The 26,789-nt window shown below is 63.8% G+C and carries 22 protein-coding genes; 11 read left to right on the forward strand and 11 right to left on the reverse strand.

From position 1 onward, the window contains the following. Positions 1 to 18: 18 nt before the first annotated feature. The 3 genes from BLT50_RS03950 to BLT50_RS03960 are packed head-to-tail and all read right to left on the reverse strand — an operon-like array spanning position 19 to position 4,344. A complete protein-coding gene (locus BLT50_RS03950) occupies positions 19 to 1,368 on the reverse strand; it encodes an NAD(P)/FAD-dependent oxidoreductase (protein ID WP_090026633.1) in 1,350 nt (449 codons plus the stop codon). Next, the gene (gene argE / locus BLT50_RS03955; RefSeq protein WP_090026635.1) at positions 1,365 to 2,522 is read right to left on the reverse strand and encodes an acetylornithine deacetylase; all 1,158 of its coding nucleotides are present in this window, start codon (positions 2,520 to 2,522) and stop codon (positions 1,365 to 1,367) included. Before argE ends, BLT50_RS03950 begins: the two co-directional genes overlap by 4 nt. 1 nt (position 2,523) lies before the next feature. Next, positions 2,524 to 4,344 carry an ABC transporter ATP-binding protein gene (locus tag BLT50_RS03960; RefSeq protein ID WP_090026636.1) on the reverse strand — a complete coding sequence of 607 codons (1,821 nt, stop codon included), beginning with the start codon at positions 4,342 to 4,344 and terminating at the stop codon, positions 2,524 to 2,526. A gap of 295 nt (positions 4,345 to 4,639) precedes the next feature. On the opposite strand from BLT50_RS03960, the gene BLT50_RS03965 reads away from it, so the two are divergent. The 4 genes from BLT50_RS03965 (at position 4,640) to BLT50_RS03980 (ending at position 9,707) form a co-directional block, all read left to right on the forward strand. After that, positions 4,640 to 6,340: a peptide ABC transporter substrate-binding protein gene (locus tag BLT50_RS03965; protein ID WP_090026638.1), complete on the forward strand. Its 1,701-nt coding sequence runs from the start codon at positions 4,640 to 4,642 to the stop codon at positions 6,338 to 6,340. 86 nt (positions 6,341 to 6,426) lie between these two features. Beyond that, a complete protein-coding gene (locus BLT50_RS03970) occupies positions 6,427 to 7,464 on the forward strand; it encodes an ABC transporter permease (protein ID WP_090026640.1) in 1,038 nt (345 codons plus the stop codon). Next, on the forward strand, positions 7,457 to 8,437 hold the full coding sequence (locus BLT50_RS03975) for an ABC transporter permease (protein WP_090026642.1): 981 nt from the start codon (positions 7,457 to 7,459) through the stop codon (positions 8,435 to 8,437). Before BLT50_RS03970 ends, BLT50_RS03975 begins: the two co-directional genes overlap by 8 nt. A gap of 211 nt (positions 8,438 to 8,648) precedes the next feature. After that, positions 8,649 to 9,707 (forward strand): YeeE/YedE thiosulfate transporter family protein, encoded by a 1,059-nt coding sequence (locus BLT50_RS03980; protein ID WP_090026644.1) that lies wholly within the window; start codon positions 8,649 to 8,651, stop codon positions 9,705 to 9,707. On the opposite strand, the gene BLT50_RS03985 is transcribed toward BLT50_RS03980, so the two are convergent. The 5 genes from BLT50_RS03985 to BLT50_RS04005 all read right to left on the reverse strand — a co-directional run bounded on the left by BLT50_RS03985 (position 9,628) and on the right by BLT50_RS04005 (position 15,943). Next, positions 9,628 to 10,923, reverse strand: coding sequence for a DUF3422 family protein (locus BLT50_RS03985; protein WP_090026646.1), 1,296 nt, complete (start codon positions 10,921 to 10,923; stop codon positions 9,628 to 9,630). The two genes, BLT50_RS03980 and BLT50_RS03985, sit on opposite strands and share 80 nt — an antisense overlap. Positions 10,924 to 11,181: 258 nt before the next feature. Further along, the gene (locus BLT50_RS03990; RefSeq protein ID WP_090026648.1) at positions 11,182 to 12,687 is read right to left on the reverse strand and encodes an NAD(P)(+) transhydrogenase (Re/Si-specific) subunit beta; all 1,506 of its coding nucleotides are present in this window, start codon (positions 12,685 to 12,687) and stop codon (positions 11,182 to 11,184) included. Positions 12,688 to 12,705: 18 nt separating this feature from the next. Further along, positions 12,706 to 14,277 carry a Re/Si-specific NAD(P)(+) transhydrogenase subunit alpha gene (locus BLT50_RS03995; protein ID WP_090026650.1) on the reverse strand — a complete coding sequence of 524 codons (1,572 nt, stop codon included), beginning with the start codon at positions 14,275 to 14,277 and terminating at the stop codon, positions 12,706 to 12,708. Positions 14,278 to 14,403: 126 nt separating this feature from the next. Beyond that, the gene (locus BLT50_RS04000; protein WP_090026652.1) at positions 14,404 to 14,856 is read right to left on the reverse strand and encodes a methyltransferase family protein; all 453 of its coding nucleotides are present in this window, start codon (positions 14,854 to 14,856) and stop codon (positions 14,404 to 14,406) included. A gap of 133 nt (positions 14,857 to 14,989) precedes the next feature. Then, positions 14,990 to 15,943, reverse strand: coding sequence for an MBL fold metallo-hydrolase (locus BLT50_RS04005; protein ID WP_090026654.1), 954 nt, complete (start codon positions 15,941 to 15,943; stop codon positions 14,990 to 14,992). Positions 15,944 to 16,098: 155 nt separating this feature from the next. Between BLT50_RS04005 and BLT50_RS04010 the strand changes: the two genes are divergently transcribed. From BLT50_RS04010 to kynA, 3 genes are all read left to right on the forward strand, one after another. Then, positions 16,099 to 16,860 carry an SDR family NAD(P)-dependent oxidoreductase gene (locus BLT50_RS04010; RefSeq protein ID WP_090026656.1) on the forward strand — a complete coding sequence of 254 codons (762 nt, stop codon included), beginning with the start codon at positions 16,099 to 16,101 and terminating at the stop codon, positions 16,858 to 16,860. A 112-nt stretch (positions 16,861 to 16,972) separates the two neighbouring features. Continuing rightward, positions 16,973 to 18,166: a kynureninase gene (kynU, locus tag BLT50_RS04015; protein ID WP_090026658.1), complete on the forward strand. Its 1,194-nt coding sequence runs from the start codon at positions 16,973 to 16,975 to the stop codon at positions 18,164 to 18,166. 145 nt (positions 18,167 to 18,311) lie between these two features. After that, the gene (gene kynA / locus BLT50_RS04020) at positions 18,312 to 19,145 is read left to right on the forward strand and encodes a tryptophan 2,3-dioxygenase (RefSeq protein WP_090026660.1); all 834 of its coding nucleotides are present in this window, start codon (positions 18,312 to 18,314) and stop codon (positions 19,143 to 19,145) included. Positions 19,146 to 19,156: 11 nt separating this feature from the next. Here the strand turns inward: kynA and BLT50_RS04025 are convergent, their stop codons facing one another. Next, on the reverse strand, positions 19,157 to 19,771 hold the full coding sequence (locus BLT50_RS04025; protein WP_090026662.1) for a TetR/AcrR family transcriptional regulator: 615 nt from the start codon (positions 19,769 to 19,771) through the stop codon (positions 19,157 to 19,159). Positions 19,772 to 19,869: 98 nt separating this feature from the next. Here BLT50_RS04025 and BLT50_RS04030 point away from each other — a divergent pair, with 98 nt between their 5' ends. The 4 genes from BLT50_RS04030 (at position 19,870) to BLT50_RS04045 (ending at position 25,346) form a co-directional block, all read left to right on the forward strand. Continuing rightward, on the forward strand, positions 19,870 to 20,331 hold the full coding sequence (locus BLT50_RS04030) for a (2Fe-2S)-binding protein (protein WP_090026664.1): 462 nt from the start codon (positions 19,870 to 19,872) through the stop codon (positions 20,329 to 20,331). 4 nt (positions 20,332 to 20,335) lie between these two features. Continuing rightward, positions 20,336 to 22,573, forward strand: a complete 2,238-nt coding sequence (locus BLT50_RS04035) for a xanthine dehydrogenase family protein molybdopterin-binding subunit (protein ID WP_090026666.1) — start codon at positions 20,336 to 20,338, stop codon at positions 22,571 to 22,573. A 202-nt stretch (positions 22,574 to 22,775) separates the two neighbouring features. Continuing rightward, entirely contained in the window at positions 22,776 to 23,750 is a 975-nt protein-coding gene (locus BLT50_RS04040; RefSeq protein WP_090026668.1) for a calcium-binding protein, read from the forward strand. Continuing rightward, positions 23,751 to 25,346: a Hint domain-containing protein gene (locus BLT50_RS04045; RefSeq protein ID WP_090026671.1), complete on the forward strand. Its 1,596-nt coding sequence runs from the start codon at positions 23,751 to 23,753 to the stop codon at positions 25,344 to 25,346. Here BLT50_RS04045 and BLT50_RS04050 read toward each other — a convergent pair. Together BLT50_RS04050 and BLT50_RS04055 are read right to left on the reverse strand one after the other, a co-directional pair. Continuing rightward, positions 25,334 to 25,864, reverse strand: a complete 531-nt coding sequence (locus BLT50_RS04050) for a flavodoxin domain-containing protein (protein WP_090026673.1) — start codon at positions 25,862 to 25,864, stop codon at positions 25,334 to 25,336. The two genes, BLT50_RS04045 and BLT50_RS04050, sit on opposite strands and share 13 nt — an antisense overlap. Positions 25,865 to 25,951: 87 nt before the next feature. After that, positions 25,952 to 26,728 carry a gamma-glutamyl-gamma-aminobutyrate hydrolase family protein gene (locus BLT50_RS04055; RefSeq protein WP_090026675.1) on the reverse strand — a complete coding sequence of 259 codons (777 nt, stop codon included), beginning with the start codon at positions 26,726 to 26,728 and terminating at the stop codon, positions 25,952 to 25,954. Positions 26,729 to 26,789: the final 61 nt, after the last annotated feature.

Below are 26,789 nucleotides of genomic sequence, written 5' to 3' on the forward strand. Positions count from 1 at the left end.
GCCGCAAGCGCGCCCGGATCAGAGATCCGGTCCGAGCCGGATTGGCGACCCATCGGTGAACCGCCCCCAGCGGAACCGGGCCATGTCGTGCCCGGGGTCATCGCCCGTCACCAGATCCGAAACGATCCGCCCGAAACCCGGTCCGATGCCAAATCCGTGGCCGCACATGCCGGTCGCCACCACAAGCCCCGGCAGGTCAGCGCAATGATCGACGACCGGCACCACATCAGGCGTGGTGTCGATCATCCCCGCCCAAGCCGCCTTGATTCCGGGGGCGCCCGCAGCGGGGCAACGGTCCTTGAATGCCGCATGCGCGGTGCGCACACGGCCAGCCTCGGGCGCGGGATCAAGAATGCGCATCCGTTCGAAGGGCGTTTCCTCGTCCGGGCGCCAGCGCCGCTTCGTGCGCCATCCGTCGGGGTGCCCCTTGGGCGCCAACCCGCGGAAGGACACAGGAAACCCACCCTGACGCAACACCGGAAGAAAGGCCCGAAACGCCCGGAACGCATCGGGGCCGACAAAGAATTCCGACATCGTCGCCCGCGCCAGCGAATACCCCCCATCCGCCCGGCGGCGCATCGCAACGCGCCCGTCGATCGCCGCGCCTGTGAACGCGTCCGGGCAGGGGTCGGTCGCCATCACCGTCGAGCGAACGGAAAGCTGCGGCAGCCAGGCACCGTGATTGCGCAGGAACAGCGCCGACCACGCCCCACCCGCCAGAACCACGCGCGGCGCGGCGATGCGGCCCGCCTCGGTCACGACGCCGGCGACCCGGCCCCGCACCATGTCGAGGCAGCGCACGGCGCAGTTTTCGCGGATCGCGACCCCTTCCGATGCGGCAAGCCGCGCGATTTCCGGCACCGCGACCCAGGGCTCGCCCACCATGTCGCTGGGCGTGTGCAGCGCGCCCACCCAGTCGCCCTGCAGCCCGGCCAGGACATCGGCAAGCGCGGCCCGATCGACCAGGCGGCTATCCAGCCCGTCATGCCCCTGCGCCCCTTCAAGCCACGCGGCGTAGCGATCCATGTCCTTTTGACCGCCGGCAAGGTAACTTACGCCGATCGTCGCGACGCCCAGGCGGCCGCCGCATTGCTGATCGAGCGCGCGCCATAACTGCCGGGCCTCGAGAGAGACCGGAATTTCCGCCAGATCCCGCCCCTGCGTGCGGATCCAACCCCAGTTGCGGCCCGATTGCTCGGCGCCGACGCGGCCTTTTTCCAGCACGACCACGCGCTGCCCCTTGCGCGCCAGGAACAGCGCGGCGGTGATGCCGATGATCCCGCCGCCGATCACCACGCAATCCGCGGCGGCAGGCAGCGCTGCCTGGTGCTCGGGCGGGTTGGACAGGGAAAACGGCAGTCCGGTCACAGGCGTTCCAGAAGCCTTTTCATGAAATCGTGGCCGGCATTGAATTGCTCGACCGTGATGAATTCGTCGGGTTGATGCGCCTGTGCGATGTCGCCCGGCCCGCAGACGACGGCCGAGTAGCCGCGTTCCTGGAACTGGCCGGCCTCGGTGCCATAGCTGACGACATGTGTGGCGTTGTCGCCGGTGATCGCGCGCACCAGCGCCTCGGCATCGCCCTGCTCTTCGGGTTTCAGCCCCGGCACTCCGAACCTGGTGTCGACGTCGATGCGGGCATCGGGGTGAACGGCCTTCATCCCCGCTTCGACTTCGGCGATCTTGTCGAAAATGCGCTGGCGCCAGACCGCGTGATCGTCGGTCGGCACGGCACGGAAACCCAGGTCGAAACGGCAGTGTTTCGCGGTGATATTGGCCGCAGTGCCACCCTCGATCAGACCAGTATGGAGCGTGGTGTAGGGCGGGTCGAACAGCGCTGCCATCGCCGAGGGCGTCTTGGCCGCCTCTTCGGCGTTCACCTCGTTGGCCCAATTGATGATCTTGGCCGCCTCCATGATCGCCGAAACTCCGCGATAGGCGATCGAGCTGTGCACCTCGAAGCCCCAGACATCGATCCAGAATCCCTGCCCGCCCTTGTGCCCCGTGACGGCCTGCATCATCGACGGCTCGCCCACGATCACCGCCCCGGCCTGCGGCAAGGTTTGCAGGATGCGTTCGATCATCGGCGGCGCGCCCGTGCAGCCAACTTCTTCGTCGAAGCTGAGCGCGATCTGCAACGGCCGGTCGATACCGCGGTATTTCGCCTCGACCAGGGCCCAGAGCGACAGCGCGTCAAAGCCTTTCATGTCGCACGTACCGCGCCCGAAATACTTGCCGTCGCGTTCCGCCACGGTCCAGGGGTCGGTCGTCCAGGGCTGGCCATCGACGGGAACCACATCGGTATGCCCCGACAGCACGACGCCGCCTTCGATTTCCGGGCCGACATGGGCAAAGATCGCGGCCTTGTCCCGGTCTTCGTTGTAAAACCGGTGCGCGGCTATCCCGTGGCTGTCCAGGTACTCTTCGACCCAATCGACCAGCGGCAGGTTCGTGTCGCGGCTGACGGTTGGAAAGCTGATGAGCTTTGTCATCAGGTCCAGCGGTGAAAGCCGTGTCGCCATGTCAGTAACCGCTGTCGGTGGTCAGTATGAAATGCCCCGGGCTGATTTCCTCGTATTCCGACGGCGGAGGCACATAACCCACCTTGTGAATCGGCGAGGGGATCGGTTTGAAGTTCAGCTCGCGTTCGGATTTCCGCATGCGCGGATCGGCGATTGGAACAGCCTTCATCAATGCCTGGGTATAGGGGTGCTGCGGGTCTTCGAACACCGCCTGGCGCGGGCCCAGTTCGACGATGCGGCCCAGATACATGACCCCCACATCGTGGCTGACACGTTCGACCACGGCCATGTCGTGGCTGATGAAAACATAGGACAGGCCCAGCTCGGCCTGCAGTTCCATCATCAGGTTCAAAACCTGCGCCTGCACCGAAACGTCGAGCGCGGAAACCGCCTCGTCGGCGACGATCAGCTTGGGATTGAGCGCCAGCGCGCGGGCGATGGCGACACGCTGCCGCTGGCCGCCCGACAATTCATGCGGATAGCGCCGCATGAAGCTGCGCGGCAGTTCGACCCGGTCGAACAGGGCGGCGACACGGTCCTGCAATTCCTGACGGTTGGTCTGGCCATAGTTGCGCAGCGGTTCGGCCACCTGATCCAGCAACTGCATCTGCGGATTCAGGCTGGCGAACGGGTCCTGGAACACCATCTGCATGTCCTCGCGCGCGCGGCGCAGGCCGTTGGTATCGAGTGCCATCACGTCGACGCCATCCAGTTCGATATGCCCGGCCTGCGGTTCCACGAGGCGCAGGATCGAGCGGCCCGCCGTCGACTTGCCGCAACCGGATTCCCCCACCAGAGACAGCGTTCGCCCCTTGTTGAGGGTGAAAGACACGTCCTCGACCGCATGCACATTGGCAACCGTGCGGCGAAAGAAGCCGGCCTTGACCGCAAAACGCGTGGTCAGGTTGCGCACCTTCAGCAGCGGCTCGTCGCTGCCCATGATCGGGCCGGTGTCGTGGGTTTCCACCCCAAGCAGGCGCATCGGTTCCGGCGCGGGCTTGCCGCGCATCTCGCCTAGCTTTGGCACAGCGGCCAGCAGCGCCTTGGTGTAATCGTGCTGCGGGTTCTCGAAGATCTCCTCGACCGTGCCTTCCTCGACCTTGTTGCCGCGGAACATCACGACGACGCGGTCGGCCATCTGCGCCACCACCGCCATGTCATGCGTGATGAACATCACCGCCGTGCCGGTTTCGCGCTTCAGCCGGTCCATCAGTGCCAGGATTTCCGCCTGGATCGTCACATCGAGCGCGGTCGTCGGCTCGTCCGCGATCAGCAGGCGCGGTTCGCAAGCCAATGCCATGGCGATCACCACGCGCTGGCGCATGCCGCCCGACAATTCGTGCGGATATTGCTGCAGCCGGCGCTCGGGCTCGGGGATACGGACCTGCTTCATCAGCTCGAGCGCGCGGTCCCGCGCCTGCTGCTTGGTCATGCCGCGGTGCAGCCGCAGCCCCTCGGTCAACTGGCGGCCAACCGTGAAGACGGGGTTCAGCGCGGTCATCGGCTCCTGAAAGATCATGCCGATCTCGTTGCCGCGGATGGTCCGCATCAGCGACTGGTCGGTTTTCACAAGGTCGATTTCGCCGCCATCCTTGCGGTCGAACAAAAGCCGCCCGCCCGCGATTTCACCGCCGCCGAATTCGACAAGCCGCATCAGCGACAGGCTCGACACCGATTTACCCGATCCCGATTCCCCGACGATACAGACGGTTTCCCCCGGATTGACCGAGAAAGACACGTCTTCGACCCCTACGACTGGACCATCTTTCGTCTGAAATTCAACGCGAAGATTCTCGATTCTGGCAATCGGCTGATCCAGCATCGCGCCCACCCTGTGCAAATTGTTGTTCGTTTGACCTGAACGCTACAGACAGCGCGCGGCCAAAGTCAAACCGTAAGCACCCGTGCACGGTTCACCGACCGACCCGCCACAGAAGCCTTGCAATTTTCGGGCAACCTGTTTTCAGATGGGCTCAGCCGTGGTTGGCCGGAATTCCGGTCGGGGATGGGTCTGCGGTGCTTCTCGTCCTCTTCCTCGGAAAAAAGACGAAGCCACCTCCTGTCCGCACCACGGGAGCGATAATGAGGCACGTCATGTGTCCAACAAGGAGAGAAAAATGAAGTTGAAAACCCTTTTGATGGGTGCCGTCGCGGCTTTCGCCATGGCCCCTGCCGCCTTTGCCGAACGAGGTTCGGATGGCGAGCTGAGCATCATTTACTGGCAAGCGCCCTCGATCCTGAACCCGTATCTGTCGGGCGGCACCAAGGATTTGGAATCCTCGTCGATGATCATCGAGCCGCTGGGCCGCTACAACGAAACCGGTGAAATGCTGCCATGGCTGGCCAAGGAAATCCCCACCATCGAGAACGGTGGCGTGGCCGAAGACCTGACCAGCATCACCTGGAAACTGAAAGAAGGACTTTTGTGGTCCGACGGCTCGCCCGTCACTTCGGCTGACGTGGTGTTCACCGCCGAGTACTGCATGAACCCCGAGGGCGGCTGCGCGCAGCTGGCCAAGTTCGAAGGCGTGAAATCGGTCGAGGCAGTGGATGATCTGACCGTCAAGGTCACCTTTGCCGAGCCCAAGCCGTTCCCCTATGGCCCGTTCATGGGGGCCCAGTCTCCGATCATCCAGAAGGCGCAGTTCGAAAACTGCACCGGCGCGCGTGCGCCCGAATGCACGGACGCCAACTTTGGCCCGATCGGAACCGGTCCGTTCGTCGTTGACGACTTCAAGCCGAACGACGTGATCACCATGTCGGCCAACCCCAACTACCGCGACCCGGCCAAGCCCGCCTTCGCCAAGGTCACGTTCAAGGGCGGCGGCGACGCCACCGGTGCCGGCCGTGCGGTTCTGGAAACCGGCGAGTTCGACTATGCCTGGAACCTGCAGCTTGCACCCGACGTGCTGGCCAAGATGGAATCCGCAGGCGTTGGCGTTCTCGAAGTCGGCTTTGGCAGCCTTGTGGAACGCATCATGCTGAACATGACGGACCCGAGCCCCGACCTGCCCGAGGGCGAACGCTCCACCGCGGCGCATCCGCATCCGTTCCTGTCCGATCTGAACGTGCGCAAGGCGCTGTCGATGGCCATCGACCGCGTGCTGCTGACGGAAATCGGTTATGGCCAGGCCGGTCGCCCGACCTGCGACCTGGTTCCCGCACCGGCGGTCTACACGTCCGGCGACGAAAGCTGCCTGACCCAGGACATCGCAGGGGCCAACGCCCTTCTTGACGAAGCCGGGTGGGTCCGTGGCTCCGACGGGGTGCGCGCCAAGGACGGCGTGCGTCTGTCGCTGCTCTATCAGACCTCCACGAACGCTGTGCGCCAGGACTTCCAGGCGCTGATCAAGCAGTGGTGGGAAGAGATCGGCGTCGAAACCGAACTGCGCAACGTCAATGCCAGCGTCTTCTTCGGCGGCGATCCGGGCAGCCCGGACACGTTCCAGAAGTTCTATGCCGACGTGGAGATGTATGCCAACAACTTCGATGGCACCGACCCCGAGGCGTACATGGCCGCGCAGACCTGTGGCAAGGCTCCGCGCCCGGAAAGCCAATGGCAGGGTGAAAACATCAGCCGTATCTGCATGGAAGAATACGATGCGCTGGTGGCCGAACTGGGCCGCACCGGTGATCTGGAAAAACGTGCCGCTCTGGTCAAGGAGATGCACGCCATGATCATCAACGACGGCTACATGATCCTGCCGCTGGTGGATCGTGGCCGCGTTTCGGCCCGCGCCAAGACCCTGGGCGGTGTTGTCCTGAACACCTGGGACAGCGAGCTGTGGAACGTCGCCGACTGGTATCGCGTGGACTGACCACTTGCGACATGCACGGCCCCGGCGTCATTCGACCCGGGGCCGCGTTTCGCCCCAACTATAACCGATAAACGGGGTTTACCCGCATGCTGACCTTCACCATCCGCAGGCTGGTACTAGCGATACCCACCCTGCTGATCATCTCGTTGGTGATCTTCCTGCTGCTGCAAATGGCGCCGGGCGACCCGATGGCGCAAGTGCCGCTGACCGTGCCTCCCGAGGTCAAGGAAAAGATGCGCGAGGCTCTGGGCCTCGGGCAGCCGCTTCATGTCCAGTTCTGGAAATGGCTGGTGCAGGTTTTCTGGATCGAGCCCAAGGTTTTCATCGATTTTCTGACCCGCGACAGCTGGCTGTTGGGCTGGTTGCCCGACACCTCGCTTTACCAGGGCGAACTGCGCGTCATCAGCTGGCAGACCCGCTCGCCCGTCATGGATATCGTGGTGCAACGCTTGCCCCAGACGCTGTGGGTGGTGGGCATGTCCTATATCGTGGGCATCCTGATCGCGATCCCGATCGGTATCTATTCCGCCTACAGGCAATATTCGGTTTTCGACCAGGCCGGCACCTTCGTGACGATGATCGGCTTTTCGATCCCGCCGTTTTTCACCGGCCCGTTGCTGATCGTGATCTTTTCGGTCCAATTGGGCTGGTTCCCCTTCATCTATGACACCACCCATGTGGTGAACGACTGGGACAGCTTCGTCTACCAGCTCAAGCAGATGATCATGCCCGTGATGGTTCTGGCCCTGCAGACAACCGCGCAGATCAGCCGATTCATGCGGGCCTCGGTTCTCGACAACCTCAACCAGGATTATGTGCGCACAGCGCGCGCCAAGGGCCTGAGCGAGGCGGTCGTCGTAATGATCCACGTGCTGCGCAACTCGATGATCCCGGTCATCACCGTGATCGCGCTGGGGGTGCCCGGCATCTTTGGCGGCGCGATCATCACCGAGGTCGTGTTCTCGGTTAATGGCATCGGTCAGCTTTTGATCACGGCGCTGTTCGCCAACGACCTGCCGATGGTGCAGACGCTGACCTTCATGTTCGCGGTGCTCATCGTACTGTTCAACCTGATTGCCGACATCCTGTACGGCGTCCTGGACCCGAGGATCCGCTATGACTGATCCGACGCCCACCCAAATTTCACCGATCGCAGCCCTGCAGGACCGCGAACCGTCCAAGCCGCCGCGCAGCCAATGGCGCGACGTCTGGGACCAGTTCAAGCACCACAAGGGCGCAATGCTGGGCGGTGGTTTCCTGTTGTTCGTCACGCTGGCCGTTCTGTTCGGCGACCTGATCTGGCAAATCGACCCGAAAAAGCTCGATATCCGCAACAAGGATATCCGCCCCATATTCAACGCGATCTGGGACAGCGGCGCCAAGGTCAGCTGGTCCCATCCGCTGGGAACCGACAACCTGGGCCGCGACCACCTGGCGCAGATTATCGCGGGCGGGCGCGCCTCGATGGCCGTTGGCTGGGCGGCCATGCTGCTGACCATGCTGATCGGCACCTCGATCGGCGTGATGGCAGGCTTTTTCAAACGCCTCGACGGTCCGCTGATGCGCTTTACCGACCTGGTTCTGAGCCTTCCGATCCTTCCTCTGATGCTGGTTGCCGTGACACTGTTCCGGCAGCCGCTGCGCGCCAGCTTCGGGCCGGAAACGGGTATGTTCATTCTGATCGTCGGCGTGATCGGCGTGACCAGCTGGATGCAGACCGCCCGGATCGTGCGTGGCGACATCCTGGCAATCAAGGAGCGCGAGTTCGTGCTTGCGGCCCGCGCCTCGGGCACGACGGCGCGCGGCATCATCTTCCGGCATCTTCTACCCAACGTTCTGTCCCCGATCATGGTGTCGGCCACGCTGGGACTGGCGACGGCGATCATCACGGAAAGCGCGCTGTCCTTCCTCGGCGTGGGCTTCCCGTCGGATTTCCCGACCTGGGGAAAGATGCTGGCAGACGCCGTGCCGCGGATGCAGGAATTTCCCGAACGCGTGATGCTGCCGGGAATCATGATCTCTCTGACGGTGCTCAGCGTGAACTATCTCGGCGACGGTCTGCGCGATGCGCTCGATCCGCGCATTCGCGGGCGCTGACGCCGAATAAGAACACAAACCCAAGGCCCGCCTGCCCGGCGGGCCTTTTCTTTTTCACGCCTTCGGCGTCCGGGAACGCACGTTCGCCAAACTTAACCGCGCAAAGAAAGATGTTCTTCGAAAGGCACTTCCCGACACCGGTACGGCGCTTGATTTGACCAGGTCTCCGCTGCATCTGGAACGTTGTTCCATTCTGACGCGGAGACAGGACATGTTCGAGACACTGGGATTTGAATCGCTGACCGCCCCGCAGGCGGCGGTGTGGTTTGCCCTTTTCGTGGGGCTCGCTTTTGGCGTTCTGGCGCAGGTCACACGCTTCTGTTTTCGCCGCATCATCGATGGCGAGGACCGCAAACAGGCGGCCGGCGTCTGGCTGACGGCGCTGGCGGTGGCTGTTCTGGGTACGCAGGGAGCGGTGGCGCAGGGTTGGATCACCTTTGCGGAACACCGGTTCATGGCAGAAGGCCTGCCCATTCTGGCCATCGTGGCAGGCGGGTTGATGTTTGGCGCCGGCATGATCCTGACGCGCGGCTGCATCTCGCGCCTGACGGTGCTGACCGGCACCGGCAACCTGCGCGCAGCCCTGGTTCTGGTGGTGTTCGCGGTCGTGGCCCATGCCACGCTGAAAGGGGTGCTTGCCCCCGTGCGGACGGGTCTGGGAAGCGTCACGCTTGACGTGGCCCCCGCCCTGCCCGGCGCCGGTCTTGTCTGGGCCGTGATCATCGCACTGGCCGCAGTGGCATTCGCGCTGCGCTCGGGCAACCGGGCGGGAACGCTGGCGCTCGCAGGCGTTCTGGGCGCACTGGTGCCACTGGCCTGGGTCGGCACCGGGTTCGTTCTGTTCGACGAGTTCGAACCGATCGCGATGGAAAGCCTCAGCTTCACCGCGCCCGCGACCGAAACCCTGTTCTATGCCGTCGCCTCGACCGCCGTTTCCCCCAGCTTCGGCCTGGGCCTTGTCGGTGGCGTCGTGCTGGGCGCGCTTGCCGCTGCACTGATCCGCGGACAGTTTGCTTGGCAGAGCTTTGAAAGCCCGCGCCAGACAGGCCGCTACATGGCCGGCGCCGCGCTGATGGGCGTTGGTGGCGTTCTGGCGGGCGGCTGCACCGTGGGCGCGGGCCTGTCGGGCATCCCAACCCTGTCCGTCGCCGCGATCCTGGCGATAGCGTCCATCGGGCTGGGCGGCTGGATCACTCGCGCGGCTCTGAATGCAGCGACCGCTGAAGTCGACGGATCAGCCACCACACCAGCAGCACTACCGGCAGAGTGATCGCCGCGGTCAGCGTTCCCTTGCTGAGGTTCAACAACTCGGCAAGGGGATACAGCGCATACCCCACCAGCGACACCGCGTAATAGCTGATCGCGACAACCGACAGCCCCTCGACCGTGCGTTGCAGCTTCAACTGCATGTCGGCGCGCGTGTTCATGCTTTCCAGCAAGGCCTGGTTCTGCGCGCTGCGTTCGACATCCACACGTGTCCGCAGCAGATCGCCCGCCCGGATCGCCCTGTCCGACATCGCCGCAAGCCGTCCCTGCGCGGATTTCACCGTGCGCATCGCGGGGTCATACCGGCGCATCATGAACTCGTTGAAGGTCTGGCGCCCGTCGAACCGTGCCTCGCGCATGACTTCGATCCGCTGGTGCACGATCGCCTCGTAGGCGCCGGTCGCCCCGAACCGGAAAGACGCGCGCGCCGCCATCGATTCAAGCTCGGCCGACAACACAAGCAGCTTGCCAAGCGTGTCCTCGGCGGGCGTGGCGTTGTCGGTCATCTCTTCCATCAGCAGGGTCAGGCGCTCGTCGATGTCGTTCATCCGCGGCGACATCGCCTTGACCTCGGAAAAGCCGAGCATCGACATCGTCTTGTAGGTTTCGATCTCGCACAGGCGCTGAACCATCCGGCCCACCCGGCGGTCGCCGGTGCTGGGCGCGACGAACACGGCGAACCGCTGGTGCCCGGCCGCGTCAATACGGAAATCGCCCGCAATCACGGCGGCATCGTCCAGCACCCGGCTGACCGCCATGCTTTCGGGAACGAACCAGTCGTTGATCGCACCGATCACCTTTTCCTTGTCGCTCCATTTCTCGATGCGGATCAGCGCCGAGGTCATCCGAACACCCGGTATCTCGGCCAACCAGTCGGGCGGGAACACCTCGAAATCCGCAGGATCGAAGGGACGCGACGACAGCCCGTCGATGAAAGCGGTGTAGGTCACGAACTCGGTATGGCTTTCCCATTTCAGCTGGTAGCGGCCAAGCTTGCCGAAATAATGCGTGGCACCTGGCTGAGGATGCGGTGCGCCGTAGCGATCCAGCAGCGCCAGAAGATGCGCCATGTCCGCCTCGCGGTTGCGGCTGGCCGCACCATCGGGTTGCTTCACCGCAAGGTAAACGGCCGTCGACGGGGTCGAGATCGACGGAAACGGACGCGCATGCAGTTCGTTGGCCAGCTGATAGCGCAGCGGATGATCGGCGATGGGGGCCATGTGACACTCCTGATTACCCGGAAAATGAGCCGGACACACCGCGATGTAAACGAAAAACCGTTTCGTTTCCAATGACTTGGCGGAATACTATGGCATACTTGTGTAATTGTCACGCCACCGCACGCGCGGCTATGCGCCCGATGCCCGCGCTGACAAAGCGCAACGCCGCGCATTGCGTCCAACAAAACAAAGTCGGCATTCAAAAGAAAACCCCCGCCCGGGCAAGCCGGACGGGGGCACGCACAGACCCGGCGGGCCTTAGCTGATTTTCTGCAGCAGCGCCTCGAGGCTCTGCTTGGCGTCGCCATAGAACATGCGCGTGTTCTCTTTGTAGAACAGCGGGTTCTCGATGCCGGAATAACCGGTGCCCTGCCCGCGCTTGGACACGAACACCTGCTTGGCCTTCCAGACCTCCAGCACCGGCATGCCGGCAATGGGGCTGTTGGGGTCGTCCTGGGCGGCCGGGTTCACGATGTCGTTCGACCCGATGACGATGACGACGTCAGTGTCGGGGAAATCGTCGTTGATCTCGTCCATTTCCATGACGATGTCATAGGGCACCTTGGCTTCGGCCAGCAGCACGTTCATGTGCCCCGGCAGACGGCCCGCGACGGGGTGGATGGCGAAACGCACCTCCTTGCCCTTGCCGCGCAGGCGCTTGGTCAGCTCGCTGACGGCGTTTTGCGCCTGTGCCACGGCCATACCGTAACCGGGAACGATGATCACGCTGTCGGCTTCGTCCAGCGCGGCGGCCACGCCATCGGCGTCGATCGCGATCTGTTCGCCCTCGACCTCCATCTGCGGGCCGGAGGCGCCGCCGAACCCGCCCAGGATCACGCTGACAAAGGCGCGGTTCATCGCCTTGCACATGATGTAGGACAGGATTGCACCCGAAGAGCCGACCAGCGCACCGGTCACGATCAGCAGGTCGTTGGACAGGGTGAAACCGATCGCCGCCGCAGCCCAGCCGGAATAGCTGTTCAGCATCGACACCACCACGGGCATGTCGGCGCCGCCGATCCCCATGATCAGGTGATAGCCGATGAAGAACGACAGCAGCATGATCAGCACCAGCGGCCACATCCCGCCATAGGCAAGATAAACCACCGCCAGCAGCAGGCAGGCAAAGGCCGCCGCCGCATTCAGCATGTGCCCGCCGGGCAGTTGGAACGGCTTGCCGTCCACCTTGCCGGCCAGCTTGCCGAAGGCAATGACCGAGCCGGTGAAAGTCACCGCACCGATGAAGATGCCCAGCACCACCTCGACCTTGAGGAAGGCGATCTCGGACGGGATCTTGGTGGCGACCTTGTAGGCGAAGCCCTGGAACTCCTTGAAGAGGTCCGCCTGCCCCGCCTGGGTTGCACAGGCGATCGCGCTGATCGCACCCTCGCAGGCGTCGATGCCCGCATCGGCCAGCTTGCGGATGACGCGCAGGCGCTCCATTTCCGCATTCAGGCCGACAAAGACCGCCGCCAGACCCACGAAAGAGTGCAGCGCCGCCACAAGCTGCGGCATCTCGGTCATTTCGACGCGCTTGGCGACGACCGTGCCGATCACGGCACCCACGACCATCGCGATCAGCAGGAAGGCATAGTTGCCGATACCGGGGCCGAACATGGTGAAGAACACGGCCAGCGCCATGCCGACAATCCCGTACCAGACGGCGCGCTTGGCGCTTTCCTGGCCCGACAGGCCGCCCAGGCTGAGGATGAAAAGAACGCTCGCGGTGATGGCCGCGGCAGTTACGAATTGATCTCCGAACATATCTCTCTCCGCAGCCCTTTAGGATTTCTGGAACATGGCAAGCATGCGCCGCGTCACGAGGAAGCCGCCCACGATGTTGATCGTCGCCACCAGCACCGCGATGGTGCTGAGGAACACGACCAGCCCGTTCGACGACCCGATCTGCAGCACCGCGCCCAGGACGATGATGCCCGAAATCGCGTTCGTCACGGCCATAAGCGGCGTGTGCAGCGAGTGGCTGACATTCCAGATCACCTGGAAGCCGATAAAGCAGCTCAGCACGAAGACGATGAAATGCTGCATGAAGCTGGGCGGAGCCACGAGCCCCAGAAGCGCCATCAGCGCGCCGCCGATCAGCAGCAGCGTGACCTGGCTCTTGGTCTGCGCCTTGAACGCGGCCACTTCCTGCGCGCGCTTTTCTTCGGGCGTCAGCTCTTTCGGCTTTTCCTTTTTCTGCGCCGCGATCGCCTGCACCTTTGGAGGGGGCGGCGGCCAGGTGATTTCGTGATCATAGGTCACGGTCGCGCCGCGGATCACGTCGTCTTCCATGTTGTGATTGATCTGACCGTCCTTTTCGGGGGTCAGGTCGGTCATCATGTGACGGATGTTGGTCGCATAAAGCGACGAGGACTGCGACGCCATGCGGCTGGGGAAGTCGGTATAGCCGATGATCGTCACGCCGTTGTCGGTGACGATCTTTTCGTCCATCACCGTCAGTTTGCAGTTGCCGCCCTTTTCCGCGGCAAGGTCCACGATGACCGAGCCGCGCTTCATCGAGGCGACCATGTCCTCGGTCCACAGCTCGGGCGCCTCGCGGTTGGGAATCAACGCCGTGGTGATGACGATGTCCATTTCGGGCGCCAGTTCACGGAACTTGGCAAGCTGCGCTTCGCGGAACTCGGGGGACGAGACACTGGCGTAACCGCCGCTTGCCGCGCCGTCCTGCTGTTCCTCTTCGAAATCGAGATAGACGAACTCGGCCCCCATCGATTCGACCTGCTCGGCCACTTCGGGGCGCACGTCGAACGCGTAGGTGATCGCGCCCAGCGACGTCGCCGCACCGATGGCCGCCAGACCGGCCACACCGGCCCCCACGACCAGAACCTTCGCCGGCGGCACCTTGCCCGCGGCGGTGATCTGCCCGGTAAAGAAACGGCCATAGTTGTTGCCGGCCTCGATGACGGCACGGTAGCCCGCGATATTCGCCATCGACGACAGCGCGTCCATCTTCTGCGCGCGGCTGATGCGCGGCACCATTTCCATCGCGATGACGTTGGCGCCCTTCTTTTTCGCCGCTTCCAGCCCCTTTTCGTTGCCGGCCGGATTGAAGAAGGAAATCAGCGTCTGGCCCTCGCGCAGGCGCTTCATCTCGGTGTCGTTGGGCTGGCGGACCTTGGCGATGATATCGCAATTCTTCCACAGGGTGGCGGCGGTCTTTATGACCTCGACGCCGGCCTCTTCATAGGCGGCGTCCGTAAACCCGGCCAGGGCCCCTGCCCCGGATTCGATCGCGCACTCGTAGCCCAGCTTTTGCAAAGCCTGGGCCGAGTCCGGGGTCATGGCGACGCGCGCCTCACCCTCGTACACTTCCTTTGGCGTTCCGATTTTCACCTATCCATCCCCTTTCTCGGCAGATATGATTTGGCCACCCTCATGGGGCGGCCTCGCTGTTTAAATTCTTCGCGCAACATTTGCAAAGATTTCTGACGCCTTCGATTGCCAAAATGTCGCTTATTGTCAAACCCAACGCCGCGTTTTCCGCTCGTAACGGGCAAAATCTGCCCGAAATTTGCGCCGCAGACGGTTTTCTTCGGGTATGATGAACCTTCGCTCGATAATCCAGACAAAAATCGGGATCAACGGCAAGGACAGCACCGCGTCCCAACGCAGGATCATCCCCGCCAGCACCAGCGCGTCCCCCAGGTAGATCGGGTTGCGAGTGCGGCTGAAGATGCCGCTGGTGACCAGGCGGTCGGCCTCGCGGTGCGGAATGACCGTGGTGCGCTGTCGGCGCATTTCGTAGACGGCCAGCAGCATAAGCACGATGCCCCCGCCCGCCAGGATACCGCCGAGAAAATCGGTGGCGGCACCGCCCAGGCTCAGCCCCATCGGGAAATAGGTTGCCTGCACCCAGGCCAGCAGGAGTGCGGCCAGCAACCAGACCGGCGGAAGATCGATCCATTGCTTCATTCCGGCCGCCACGCCCCATATCCGCGCCGCACGGTCTCCGCCGCGCGCCGGTCTGTCCCGCAATCTGCCGCCGGTCCGGCCATGGGGGCGATCGGCGACCGCCCCGCAAGACACGCGTTGTTAAGGGACACTGTCATTCCCACTCCATTTCCTCGAACACGCGGCCGGCATTCTTGGTCGCCAGTTCCTCGAACGTGTCCAGGTGTTCCCATCTGGTCTGATCGACATAGTACGCGCCCGCAAGATCGCCACCTTCGTCCAGATGCGCGCCCACCTTTTCGCGCAGGTCGCGCAGGTACCCGACCGTCCCGATGGTGACGGTTCCCATGTTCGTCGGATGCCCGTGCCCGGGGATCACATAGGTGGCGCCCAGGTCGGTGAACGGGCCTTCGAAGGTTTCGATCCAGCAACTCGTGCAGGTATCCGCAAAGATCGGGGGCATGCGCTCGTGAAAGGCGATATCGCCGGCGATCACAATCGACCATTCGGGGATCCAGACCTGCGTGTCACCCGGCCCGTGCGCGGGGCCAAGATGCAGAACCTCGAAGCGGACACCGCCCATTTCGAAATCGTACCGGTCCGAGAAACTAATATTGGCGGGGACGACCTTCGTGCCCTCGGCCTTGTCCTGGTTATAGCGCTGCATACCCTGCAGGATGAAGTCACCGTTCTCCTTGACCTCGTGAATCGCATCCTCGTGCGCCAGGATGTCGACGCCCTGCTCGGCCCAATAGGAGTTCCCCAGGATCGCATGTCCCTGGCCGTTCTCGTTGATCACCAGCTTCACCGGCTGGTCGGTGATCTGCTTGATCTCGTCGTGCAGCGCGCGCGCCAGGCGGTAGGACGCGCCGCCATTGACGACCACCACCCCGTCACCGGTGACAACAAAGCTCAGGTTGTTGTTATGACCCGAGTTTTCATAGGTCGGCGGGGCCGTTGCACCAATCGCCGACCAGACGTTCGGAATGAACTCCACCGGCTTGTTGTACAGTTCCGATTGCGGGTACTTGTCGGCAATATCCTCATGCGCAAGCGCCATTCCGGCGCCCAGCGCGAGGGCTGCAAAAGTTACGATGAAACGCGCCATGGTGTCCTCCCTGGATAACTGGACAACAAATTCACAGATATGAATACCAAAGTAAAGCGATGGTGTGCAGGTGCATACCACGACGCAACGGCGCGGCTTGTCAGCCCTGTGCGAACCGCTAGTGTGGCGCCGATGACCGAGGGGAGGAACAGGACATGAGCATCAACGGAAAACACGCGCTTGTCACAGGTGGCGGCACGGGCATAGGGCTGGCGATCGCGCGGGCGCTTGCCGAACAAGGGGCGCAAGTCACCATCACCGGCCGCCGGCAGGTGGTGCTGGATGAGGTCGCGGGCGGCGGGCTTCACGGGATCGCCATGGACGTGACCGACGAAGCGCAGGTGCGCGACGTGATCGACGCCGCCGTCGACGCGCGCGGTCCGCTGCAGATCATCGTCGCGAATGCCGGCATCGCCGAGGGCCGCAAGCTGCACAAGACCGACACCGCGCTGTGGCGCAAGATCATGGCAACCAATCTCGACGGTGTGTTCTGGACAGTCCGCGAGGGGATGCGCTCGATGCTGGGAACCGACTGGGGCCGCGTCCTGGCCGTCAGCTCCATCGCCGGGGTGCGCGGCCTGCCCGGCGGCGGGGCCTATTCCGCGTCGAAACACGGCGTGATCGGCATGATGCGCAGCCTGGCCGAGGATTTCCTGGGCGCGCCCTATACCTTCAATTCGATCTGTCCCGGCTATGTCGATACCGACATCATCACCCGCAACGTCGACGCCATCAAGGATCGCGCTGGCATCAGCGCGGACGAGGCCAAGCAGATCATGGTCCAATCGAACCGCCACAACCGCCTGATCGCCCCCGAAGAGGTGGCCGCCGCCGCGCTTTGGCTGTGCCAGCCCGGATCGGAAAGCGTGAACGGCCAGGAAATCATGATCGCCGGCGGGCAGGTCGTCGGGCGCTGAAGCACGGCTCCGGGCGCGTGCGCGCGCCCGGAAATTTCTGGACTCACGCCGGCAAAGCCGATAGGACGCCAGAGATACTTCAAGCCTAAAATAAATCCTGACGAGGGACGCCATGACCGATTTCGCAGCCACCAAGGCCCGGTTCCACCTGCCGGAGGGCGTGATCTATCTCGATGGCAATTCGTTGGGTCCGCTGCCGCGCCATGCGCAGGAACGCATGTCCCGCACCATGCAGGACGAATGGGGCGAGATGCTGATCACCGGCTGGAACAAGGCCGGCTGGATGGATCAGCCCACCCGCGTGGGCGACCGTATCGCCCGCCTGATCGGCGCCGAACCGGGCCATGTTGTGATGGGCGACACCCTGTCGATCAAGGTCTACCAGGCGCTGGCCTCGGCCATCGCCATGAACCCGGACCGCCGCGTGATCCTGTCGGACAGCGGCAACTTTCCGTCCGACCTCTACATGGCCGAAGGGCTGATCGGGTTCCTTGGCAAAGGCCACGAACTGCGCGTCGTCGCGCCGGAAGAGGTGGCCGACAACATCACCGACGAGGTCGCGGTGATGATGATCACCGAGGTCGATTACCGCACCGGCCGCATGCACGACATGAAGGCCCTGACCGCCAAGGCGCATGCGCATGGCGTCGTCACGGTCTGGGATCTGGCCCACACGGCGGGCGCCACCCCGGTGGACCTAAGGGGCGCGAATGCCGATTTCGCCGTTGGCTGCACCTACAAATACCTCAATGGCGGCCCCGGCGCCCCGGCGTTCATCTACGTCAACCCGCGCCATGCCGATGCCGCGCTTCCGGCGCTGTCGGGCTGGCTTGGCCATGACGCGCCCTTTGCCTTCGAACCGAGCTATCGCCCCGGACCGGGGATCGAACGGATGCGCGTGGGCACGCCCCCGGTGCTGGCGCTGGCCGCGCTCGATGCCGCGCTGGACATCTGGGACATGACGGACATGCCCGCGATCCGCGCCCGTTCGCTGGAACTGACCGACCGTTTCATCGCGGGCATCGAGGCCGCCTGCCCCATGCTGCAACTCGCCACCCCCCGCGATCACGCGCAACGCGGCAGCCAGGTGTCGTTCCGCTTTGCCGAAGGATATGCCGCGATGCAGGCGCTGATCGCACGCGGGGTGATCGGCGATTTCCGCGCCCCCGACATCATGCGCTTCGGCTTTACCCCGCTCTACATCGACGACTCGGACGTGGATGCCGCCATCGCGATCATCACCGACGTGATGCAAAACGACCTGTGGGACCGCCCCGAGTACAAAACCCGCGCCAAGGTGACATGATGCACGCCGCGCGCACCCGACACCTGCCCCTTTGCCAGCCCGCCGGCTGGGTGGCGCTGTGGCGGCGCATGGCCGCGATCTCCTGCCTGAACACGTGACGCGCGCACCCCGCCCGCGCTACCATTCAGATCAGGAGACACGACACATGACAGACGCATACGACCCTTCCGCCGAGGGCGCCCAGATGGAATTCGACGGGCGCATGTCCTATGGCGATTACCTTGACCTCGAACACATCCTGTCGGCCCAGAAGACCTGGACCGATACCCATGACGAGATGCTGTTCATCATCCAGCACCAGACGTCCGAACTGTGGATGAAACTGGCAATCCACGAAATCGCCGCCGCGCGCCGGTCGCTTGCCGCCGGCGAAACCCGCCCCGCCTTCAAGATGCTGGCGCGTGTGGCGCGGATCTTCGAGCAGCTCAACAGCGCCTGGGATGTGCTGCGCACCATGACGCCAAGCGATTACACCGCATTTCGCGATGCGCTGGGGCAAAGTTCGGGGTTCCAGTCCTACCAGTACCGGCAGATCGAATTCATGCTGGGCAACCGCAACAAGGCCATGTTGCGCCCGCATGAACACCGCGCAGGGATCGTGCAGATGCTGGAGGACGAACTGGCGCAGCCCTCGCTCTATGATGTTGCGCTGCGGCTGCTGAACGGGTCGATCCCCCTGCCCGATGCGGTTCTGAACCGCGACCTTTCGCGCCCGTGGAAGCCCGATCAGGCCGTGGCGGATGCCTGGACCCAGGTCTATCGCAACCCGCGCAAATACTGGGAGCTATACGAGCTGGCCGAAAAGCTGGTCGATTTCGAGGATTATTTCCGCCGCTGGCGCTTCAACCACGTCACCACGGTGGAACGCGTGATCGGGTTCAAGCGCGGCACCGGCGGAACCGGTGGGGTCAGCTATCTGAAACGGATGCTCGAGGTCGAACTGTTCCCCGAACTCTGGCACCTGCGCACCGACCTGTAGGATCGCGCGCCCTATGCCGGGCCGCTGACAGCCAGCGCCCGGCCGAACATCGCCGCCAGCCGGTCGGCGCTGTCGCGATAGGCGGCATAGGCGGGCTTGCCCGCCTTCAGCCCGTGCAGGGCGGTCAACATGGTTTCGGCCACCGCCCGCGCGTCCCCGCCATAGGCCGCCATATCCACCCGTCCGGCGCGCGCCTCGGCATCCAGCCATGCCGCATAGATCCTTGCCAGGCGCGCTTCGCCCGCGTCGGCCACATCCGCGGCGGTGGCGTATTTCGTATCCAGCAACTCGTCCCCGTGGGGCGATGTCAGCAACGCCTCGAACAACTCGCCCGCCTGTGCCCGGAACGCGGCCTGCAACGCCTCGGCCACCGGGCGCGCAGCGCGCAACTCCGCGGAAATCGCCTGCTCGGCAGCGTCGTAGTAATAGCCTGCGAGCGAGCGGAAGATGTCTTCCTTGTTGCGGTAGTGCAGATAGAGCGCCGCGCGCGACATGCCCGCCCCACGGGCTATGTCCTCCATCGACGTGCGCCGGAAGCCATATAGTCGAAACGCCTCGAATGCCGCGCCCAGGATGGCTTTCTGGCGCGGGTTGATCGACAGGTTTTCGGGCGTTTCCAGTGTCATAGGGACCAAATGACAGATTGAACAAATTTTGTCAATTGACACACTGACACTTTGAAACCATTTTGTCATAAAGCCGACCATAAAGCGAGGAATCGACCATGGCCACCACCCTGACCATCAATGGAAAGTCCCACGACGTGGACTTGCCCGAGGACGTGCCCCTGCTTTGGGTTCTGCGTGACGAGATTGGTTTGACCGGCACGAAATTCGGCTGCGGCGTCGCGGCCTGCGGTGCCTGCACCGTGCACATAGACGGCCAGGCGGTCCGATCCTGCCAGGTGTCGCTTGGCGATGTCTGGGGCGATGTGACGACCATCGAGGGGCTTGGCACACCCGACGCGATGAGCGTGCTGCAACAGGCCTGGGTCGAACATCAGGTTGCGCAATGCGGATACTGCCAGTCGGGCCAGATCATGCAGGCCGCAAGCCTTCTGGAACAGAACCCCAACCCCAGCGACACAGATATCGACGACGCGATGCAGGGTAACCTGTGCCGTTGCGGCACCTATCCGCGCATCCGCGCAGCAATTCGCAGCGCCGCTGCGAAGATGGAGGGTTAATCCAATGGCAAGCATAGGAAAAATCGCCCGCCGCACCTTTCTGATCGGCTCGGCCGCCATCGTCGGCGGCGCGGCATTCGGCGCATGGTATGTCGGCCGTCCCGCCCCCAACCCGCTGAAACCCGGCTCTGGAGAAGCTGCACTGACGCCGTTCGTGCTGGTCACCGGCGAAGGTGTCACGCTTATCACCCCGCGTTCGGAAATGGGTCAGGGAACTCAGACCACGCTGGCGGCGCTGATTGCCGAAGAACTGGACGTGGCCTGGGAAGACGTGCGCATCATGCACGGCCCGCCCGCCGCTGCCTATTACAACAGCGCCCTTCTGCACGAGGTCATCCCCGGCAAGGGCTATGACCAGTCGGAGTTCATGCATGCGCTGGCTGAATATGTCGGTCGCGTGGGCAAGGTGATGGAGATGCAGATCACCGGCGGATCGACCGCGATGAAGGATGCCTATGAACGGCTGCGTGTCGCCGGTGCGACGGCGCGCGAGGCGCTGAAATCCGCCGCCTCCGCGCGGTTGGGCGTCGAAACCGCGCGGTTGCGCACCGAAAACGGTCAGGTCATCGCCCCCGACGGCACGGCCATCCCCTATACCGACCTCGCCTCCGATGCGGCCAAGGTCGACTTGCGCGAACCCGAACTGCGCGACCCGTCGCAATGGAAATACCTTGGCAAGGCGATGCCCCGTCTGGACATGGTCGGCAAGGTCACCGGCACGGCTGCGTTCGGCATCGACACCCGGCCCGAGGGCCTGAAATTCGCGGCCCTGCGGATCAACCCCAAGCGCGCGGGCATGCGCAATTTTGATGCCAGCGCCGCCGAATCCATGCCGGGCGTGGAAAAGGTGGTCGATCTCGGCAATGGCCTGGCGGTCGTCGCGCGCAACACCTGGCTGGCGCAGCAGGCGGTCGACGCAATCGACGTGGAATGGGAAGACGCGCCCTACCCCTCTGAAACCGCTGCGATTTTCGAAAAGATCGCCGCCGCCTTCGACAAGAAACCCAACTCGACCATGCGCAACGATGGCGATGCCGACGCGATGCCCGAAGGCGCGACCGAGGTCACGGCGGAATACACCGTGCCCTACCTCGCCCACGCCACGATGGAGCCGATGAACGCCACGGCGCATTATACCGGCGATGCGCTGACCGTGTGGTCGGGCAACCAGGCCCCCACCTTCACCCGCGATCACTGTGCGCGTGCCGCGGGTCTCGACCCGGCGCAGGTGACGGTCATAACGCCTTACCTGGGTGGCGGGTTCGGCCGCCGGGGCGAGATGGATTTCTCGGTCTATGCCACGAAAGTGGCCGTGGCGATGCAGGGAACGCCCGTGCAACTGACCTGGAGCCGCGAAGAGGACATGCGCCACGATTTCTACCGTCCCGGCGCTATGGCGCGGATGCGCGGCGCCGTGCGCAGAGGCAGCGCCGTGTTGCTGGATGCGCAGGTCGCGGCGCAATCGACCTCGCAACAGGCGATGAACCGCTGGCTGGGCATTTCGCCCGGCGGGCCTGACAAGGGGCATGTGGACGGCTTGTTCAACGCACCCTACGCGATCCCCAACCACCGCGTGCGCGGCTATCTTGCGGACCTGGACGTTCCGGTTGGGTTCTGGCGCTCGGTCGGCGCATCGTTCAATGCCTTCTTCCAGGACTCGTTCATGGACGAACTGGCCCACGCCGCCGGCGCCGATCCTCTGGATTTCCGCCTTTCGCTGATGCGCGACGAATTTCCTGCCGGCGCAGGTGTGCTGGAGGCCGTGCGCGACATGTCGGGCTGGGGCGGCACAAAGCTCGCGAATACCGGGCGCGGCGTCGGCTTTTCCTACAGTTTCGGCACGCCCGTGGCCCAGGTGGTCGAGGTCATCGACGAAGGCGGGACGATCCGCATCGCCCGTGTCTGGATCGCGGCGGATGTGGGTACGATCCTCGATCCCGGCATCACCGAGGCGCAGATGATCGGCGGGTGCATCTATGGCCTGTCCGCCGCCGTGAACGAAGAGATCACCTTTGCCGATGGCGCGGTCGAGCAGATGAATTTCCCCGACTATGATGCATTGCGGATGCACAACACCCCCAAGTTCGAGGTGCAACTCCTTGAAAACAATAACCGGCTTGGCGGTGTGGGCGAACCGGGCACACCCCCGGCAGCGCCGGCGCTGGCAAACGCCCTGTTCGATCTGACCGGCACGCGCGCACGGCAATTGCCGCTATCGCAGAGCTTCGATCTGCTGCTCTGACACGCACGACGCGCATAATTCAACCGCGCTGAACAATCAGGGGACAGTCCTTAAGGATTGTCCCCAATTTTTTCACAATTCCAACCTATCGCCGCCTCAGCCATCGCATAGCCCTGTTCCGAACCCGTATGTCCGGCGGCCGCCGGGAACGGGCCAGTGTGAGAGAAAAAACTGACGCAGAACGCGTCGGAACAGGCAAGAAATGGCTGATTACAAGGTTCGCTTTTACGATTACAACCCGTTCGGGAACTTCCCGACCGGAACCGGCAACACGTTCACCTGGTCCGGCCCGTCCGACCCCCAAGGCTTCGCGGATATCTCGGACCCGGAAAGCGGCATTCAGGGCGTTACCCTGGACGATGACAGCGCCGGCCAGGAAAGCGCGACCGCCGATGTCACCATCGGCGGGGTGACATCGACCGGCAGCAATGTCGATGCCGAAGCGGTCTGGACCTTGCGCGATACCGTCACCGGAGAGATTTTCGAGGTCGCGGCCTTCGACGTGGAAAACGGCGCCGCGGCGGGCGATTACCTGATTTCCGAGACCCCCCTGGTTGCTGGCCGCAACTACGAGGTGCTCAGCTATGACAGCAATCCAAACGTCAATACGGGCGACATCGCCTTCAATTCGACAGACTACGTTGCGCCTGACAACATCGTGGACGGCACCGTCGGCGGTGAAACGATCGACGCCTCGTATGTCGATGCCGACGGTAACCAGATCGACAGCGGGTACGGCACCGGGGCCGGCGGCCTGGGGGACGTGGTCAATGCCGGCGGTGGCGACGATGTCGTCGATGCCGGCGGTGGCGATGACTCGGTTTTCGGCGGGCTTGGCAGCGACACCCTGATCGGCGGCACGGGCAACGACACGCTTGATGGCGGCACCGATGGCAGCACGGATATCGGAGGCACCGTAACGGTAGACAACACGTTCACCGTAATCAGCCTTGGTTCGGCTGCGGATGTCGACCCCGATGAAACGAACGGCGTCTCGGAAAACGCGGGAGACCTTGTCGGCACTTACGGTTCGGCGGGTACACCGCTCTATGCCGAGCTTGCCAACATGGAGACCTTCGACACCAGCGGCAACGGCGCGATCGAAGACAACGACAACGGCGGCACACCCGAAAACCTGACGATCAACGGGGTCGTCTACAACGTCGACTCGCTGTAGGTGTATGACGCCACGGTGTATTTCACCGATGGCAGCTCGGGTATCTTCGACGCCGTGATCATGCAGACCACGACCGGCGAGGTCTTTCTACTGCCGGAAATGTCGAACAATGCCGACAACATCCTGCTTTCCAGCGCCCCGATCGAGTCGATCTCGCTGAACACCCTGACGAACGACTCTGCGCTTATGGCGGCAAACCGCGTCGATGCGAACTATCAGGTCGACCCAAACGACGCGTCGGCGGATTTGCTCCAGGGCGGCGCGGGCGATGACGTGCTCTATGGCCGCGACGGCGACGACACGCTGGAAGGCGGCGACGACAACGACCTGCTCGATGGCGGCGATGGTGCCGACAGCCTTTCGGGCGGCGCGGGCGATGACACGCTGCTCGGCGGCGCGGGCGACGACACGCTGGCCGGTGGCGCGGGCGCGGACAGCCTGTCGGCCGGTGCCGGCATGGATTTCGTCGATTATTCGACATCGTCCGCCGGCGTGAATATCGACCTCGCAACCGCCAGCGCCTCCGGGGGCGACGCGACCGGCGACACGGGCTTTGGCGGGGTCGATGGCATCATCGGCTCGGCCTGGGACGACACGTTGTCGGGATATGACGGGGAAGGCCCGGACTGGACGAACGAATTCTACGGCGGCGCCGGCAACGACATCCTCGACGGGCGCGGCGGCGCGGACCTGCTCTATGGCGAGGATGGCGACGACTCGATCATCGGCGGCGCGGGCGCCGACACGCTTGACGGTGGCGCGGGCAACGACACGATCGTCGTGGGTTCGGGCGATGTGGCCACGGGCGGTGCAGGCGACGACCTGTTCGTTCTGGACCAGGCCAACCTGGGCGGCGGCACGATCACCATTGACGGCAGCGAAACATCCGAACCCGGCGGCGACACGATCGATTTCGCGGGCCTGCTGGACTGGGAGGACGTCACCTACAGCTCGACCGATCCCAGCGCCCTGTCGGGCACCGCCACATTGTACGACGGGACGGTGGTCAATTTCTCCAACATGGAGGACGTGATCATCTGCTTTGCGCGGGGCACACGCATCCTGACGCCGATGGGCCCCAGGCGGATCGAGTGCCTGCAGGAAGGCGATATCGTGGTAACGCGCGACAACGGCCCCCAACCGATCCGCTGGATTTCATCCCGCCGCGTGATCGGAGAGGGCAACTTCGCTCCGATCCGTTTCAAGACCGGGGCCATCGGCAACGCGCACGAGCTCTGGGTATCGCCGCAGCACAGGATGCTGCACCGGTCGCATACCGCGGCGCTTTATTTCGAAAACGCCGAGGTGCTGCTGACAGCCAAGCACATGGTCAACGGCTCGACCATCGTCCAGCAGGAGCTGGAAACGATCGAGTATTTCCACATCTTGCTGGACCAGCACGACCTTGTCTTTGCGGACGGCGCGCTGGCGGAAACATTTCATCCCGGCGAACTGGGGCTGACGGCGATCAGCGACGCAGCGCGCGAAGACCTGTTCACCAAGTTTCCCGTGTTGCGCAGCGATCCGGGCAGTTACGGGGACACCGCCCGTCTTTGCCTGCGTGGTTTTGAAAGCCGCATTCTTCAGGCAGCGTGATCCGCGAAATCGTCGATCAGCGCGCCCAGCGCGTCCCAGTCGGTGTATTCGCGGTCGCCATGCGGGTCGACCTGCTGTCCCTTCTGATGCGCGATCCAGCGCATCGCAAGGCGGCGGAAGAAATCGTACTTGCTGAACCGGAACGCCCCGGCCACCTGCACAACCCGTCCTGCGCGCCATCCGCTGCGCGCCTGGAACGCGTCGGCGATGCGTGCCAGATCGTCCCATTCCTCGGCATCGTCGCCAGCCGCCGCCAGCGAGACCGCCAAGAGCACCGTCGGACGCGCGTTCAGCCGCAATTCATGGCGCAGGGCAAAGTTTTCCAGTGCCTCCTGGTATTTGCCAACGTGTACCGAGGCCGCCAGGATCGCCGCGCCGCATTCCGGCATGTCCTCGCCCCCGCTTTCGACATGCAGCAGAAGCGGACGATGCCCCCGCGCCGCAAGCCGGTCGGCGCAGAACCGCGCGATCTTTTCGGTCTGACCTTCGGTCGTGGCATAAGCGATCAGAATATCCATCGCGGCCTCCTTTAGCGGTGAAACCGCCGGAAGGTTGCCACAGGGGGAAGGCCCACACCTTGCGTCAGGTCAAGGCAAAGGCGGGAATCAGGCCGATTTCAGGATTTGAGGCTGGCGCGCCTGCGCCCAGGCCCGCACCGCATCGCCAAACGCCGTGAACAACGGCCGCGACACCGGATCGTTCGCGGCATCCCATTCCGGGTGCCATTGAACCGAGAGGGTAAAGCCGGGGGCATCCTTGACAAAAATCGCCTCTGGCGTGCCATCGGGCGCGTGCCCTTCGACGACGATCCGGGAACCGGCGGTCAGTATGCCCTGCCCGTGCAGCGTGTTGGTCATGACCTCGGTCGCGCCGAGAAGCCGGTGGAACATGCCGCCCTCGGTCAGGGTCACCTTGTGGCGCAGCGCGAATTTTTCCTCCAGCGTGCCGTCGGGCGGCATGCGGTGGTTCAGGCGGCCGGGGATGTCGCGAATCTCGGGGTGCAGCGTGCCGCCCATGGCAACGTTGACCTCCTGAAAACCGCGGCAGATACCGAAAAACGGCTGGCCGCGCTCAACGCAGGCCCGGACCAGCGGCAGCGTGATCGCGTCGCGTGCACGGTCGAAATCGCCATGCGCCTCGGTCGGCTCGTGGCCATATTCTTCGGGGTGGACATTGGGACGCCCGCCGGTCAGCAGAAAGCCGTCGCAGGTTTCCAGCAACTCTTCGACCGACATGAAGCGCGGGTCGGTCGGCACGATCATCGGGATGCAACCCGACACGCAGGCCACCGCCTCGGAGTTCATGGTACCGCCCGCATGGGTCGGGTAGCTGTCGTTGATCAGGTGCGAATTGCCGATGATACCGACGACGGGACGAGTCATTTTGGGCCTGTTTGCTGCGTTCGGAGCATAGATATAGCGCGCAAAGGGTCAAGAAAACACC

The sequence above is a fragment of the Lutimaribacter saemankumensis genome (assembly GCF_900100005.1).
Classification (GTDB): Bacteria; Pseudomonadota; Alphaproteobacteria; order Rhodobacterales; family Rhodobacteraceae; genus Lutimaribacter; species Lutimaribacter saemankumensis.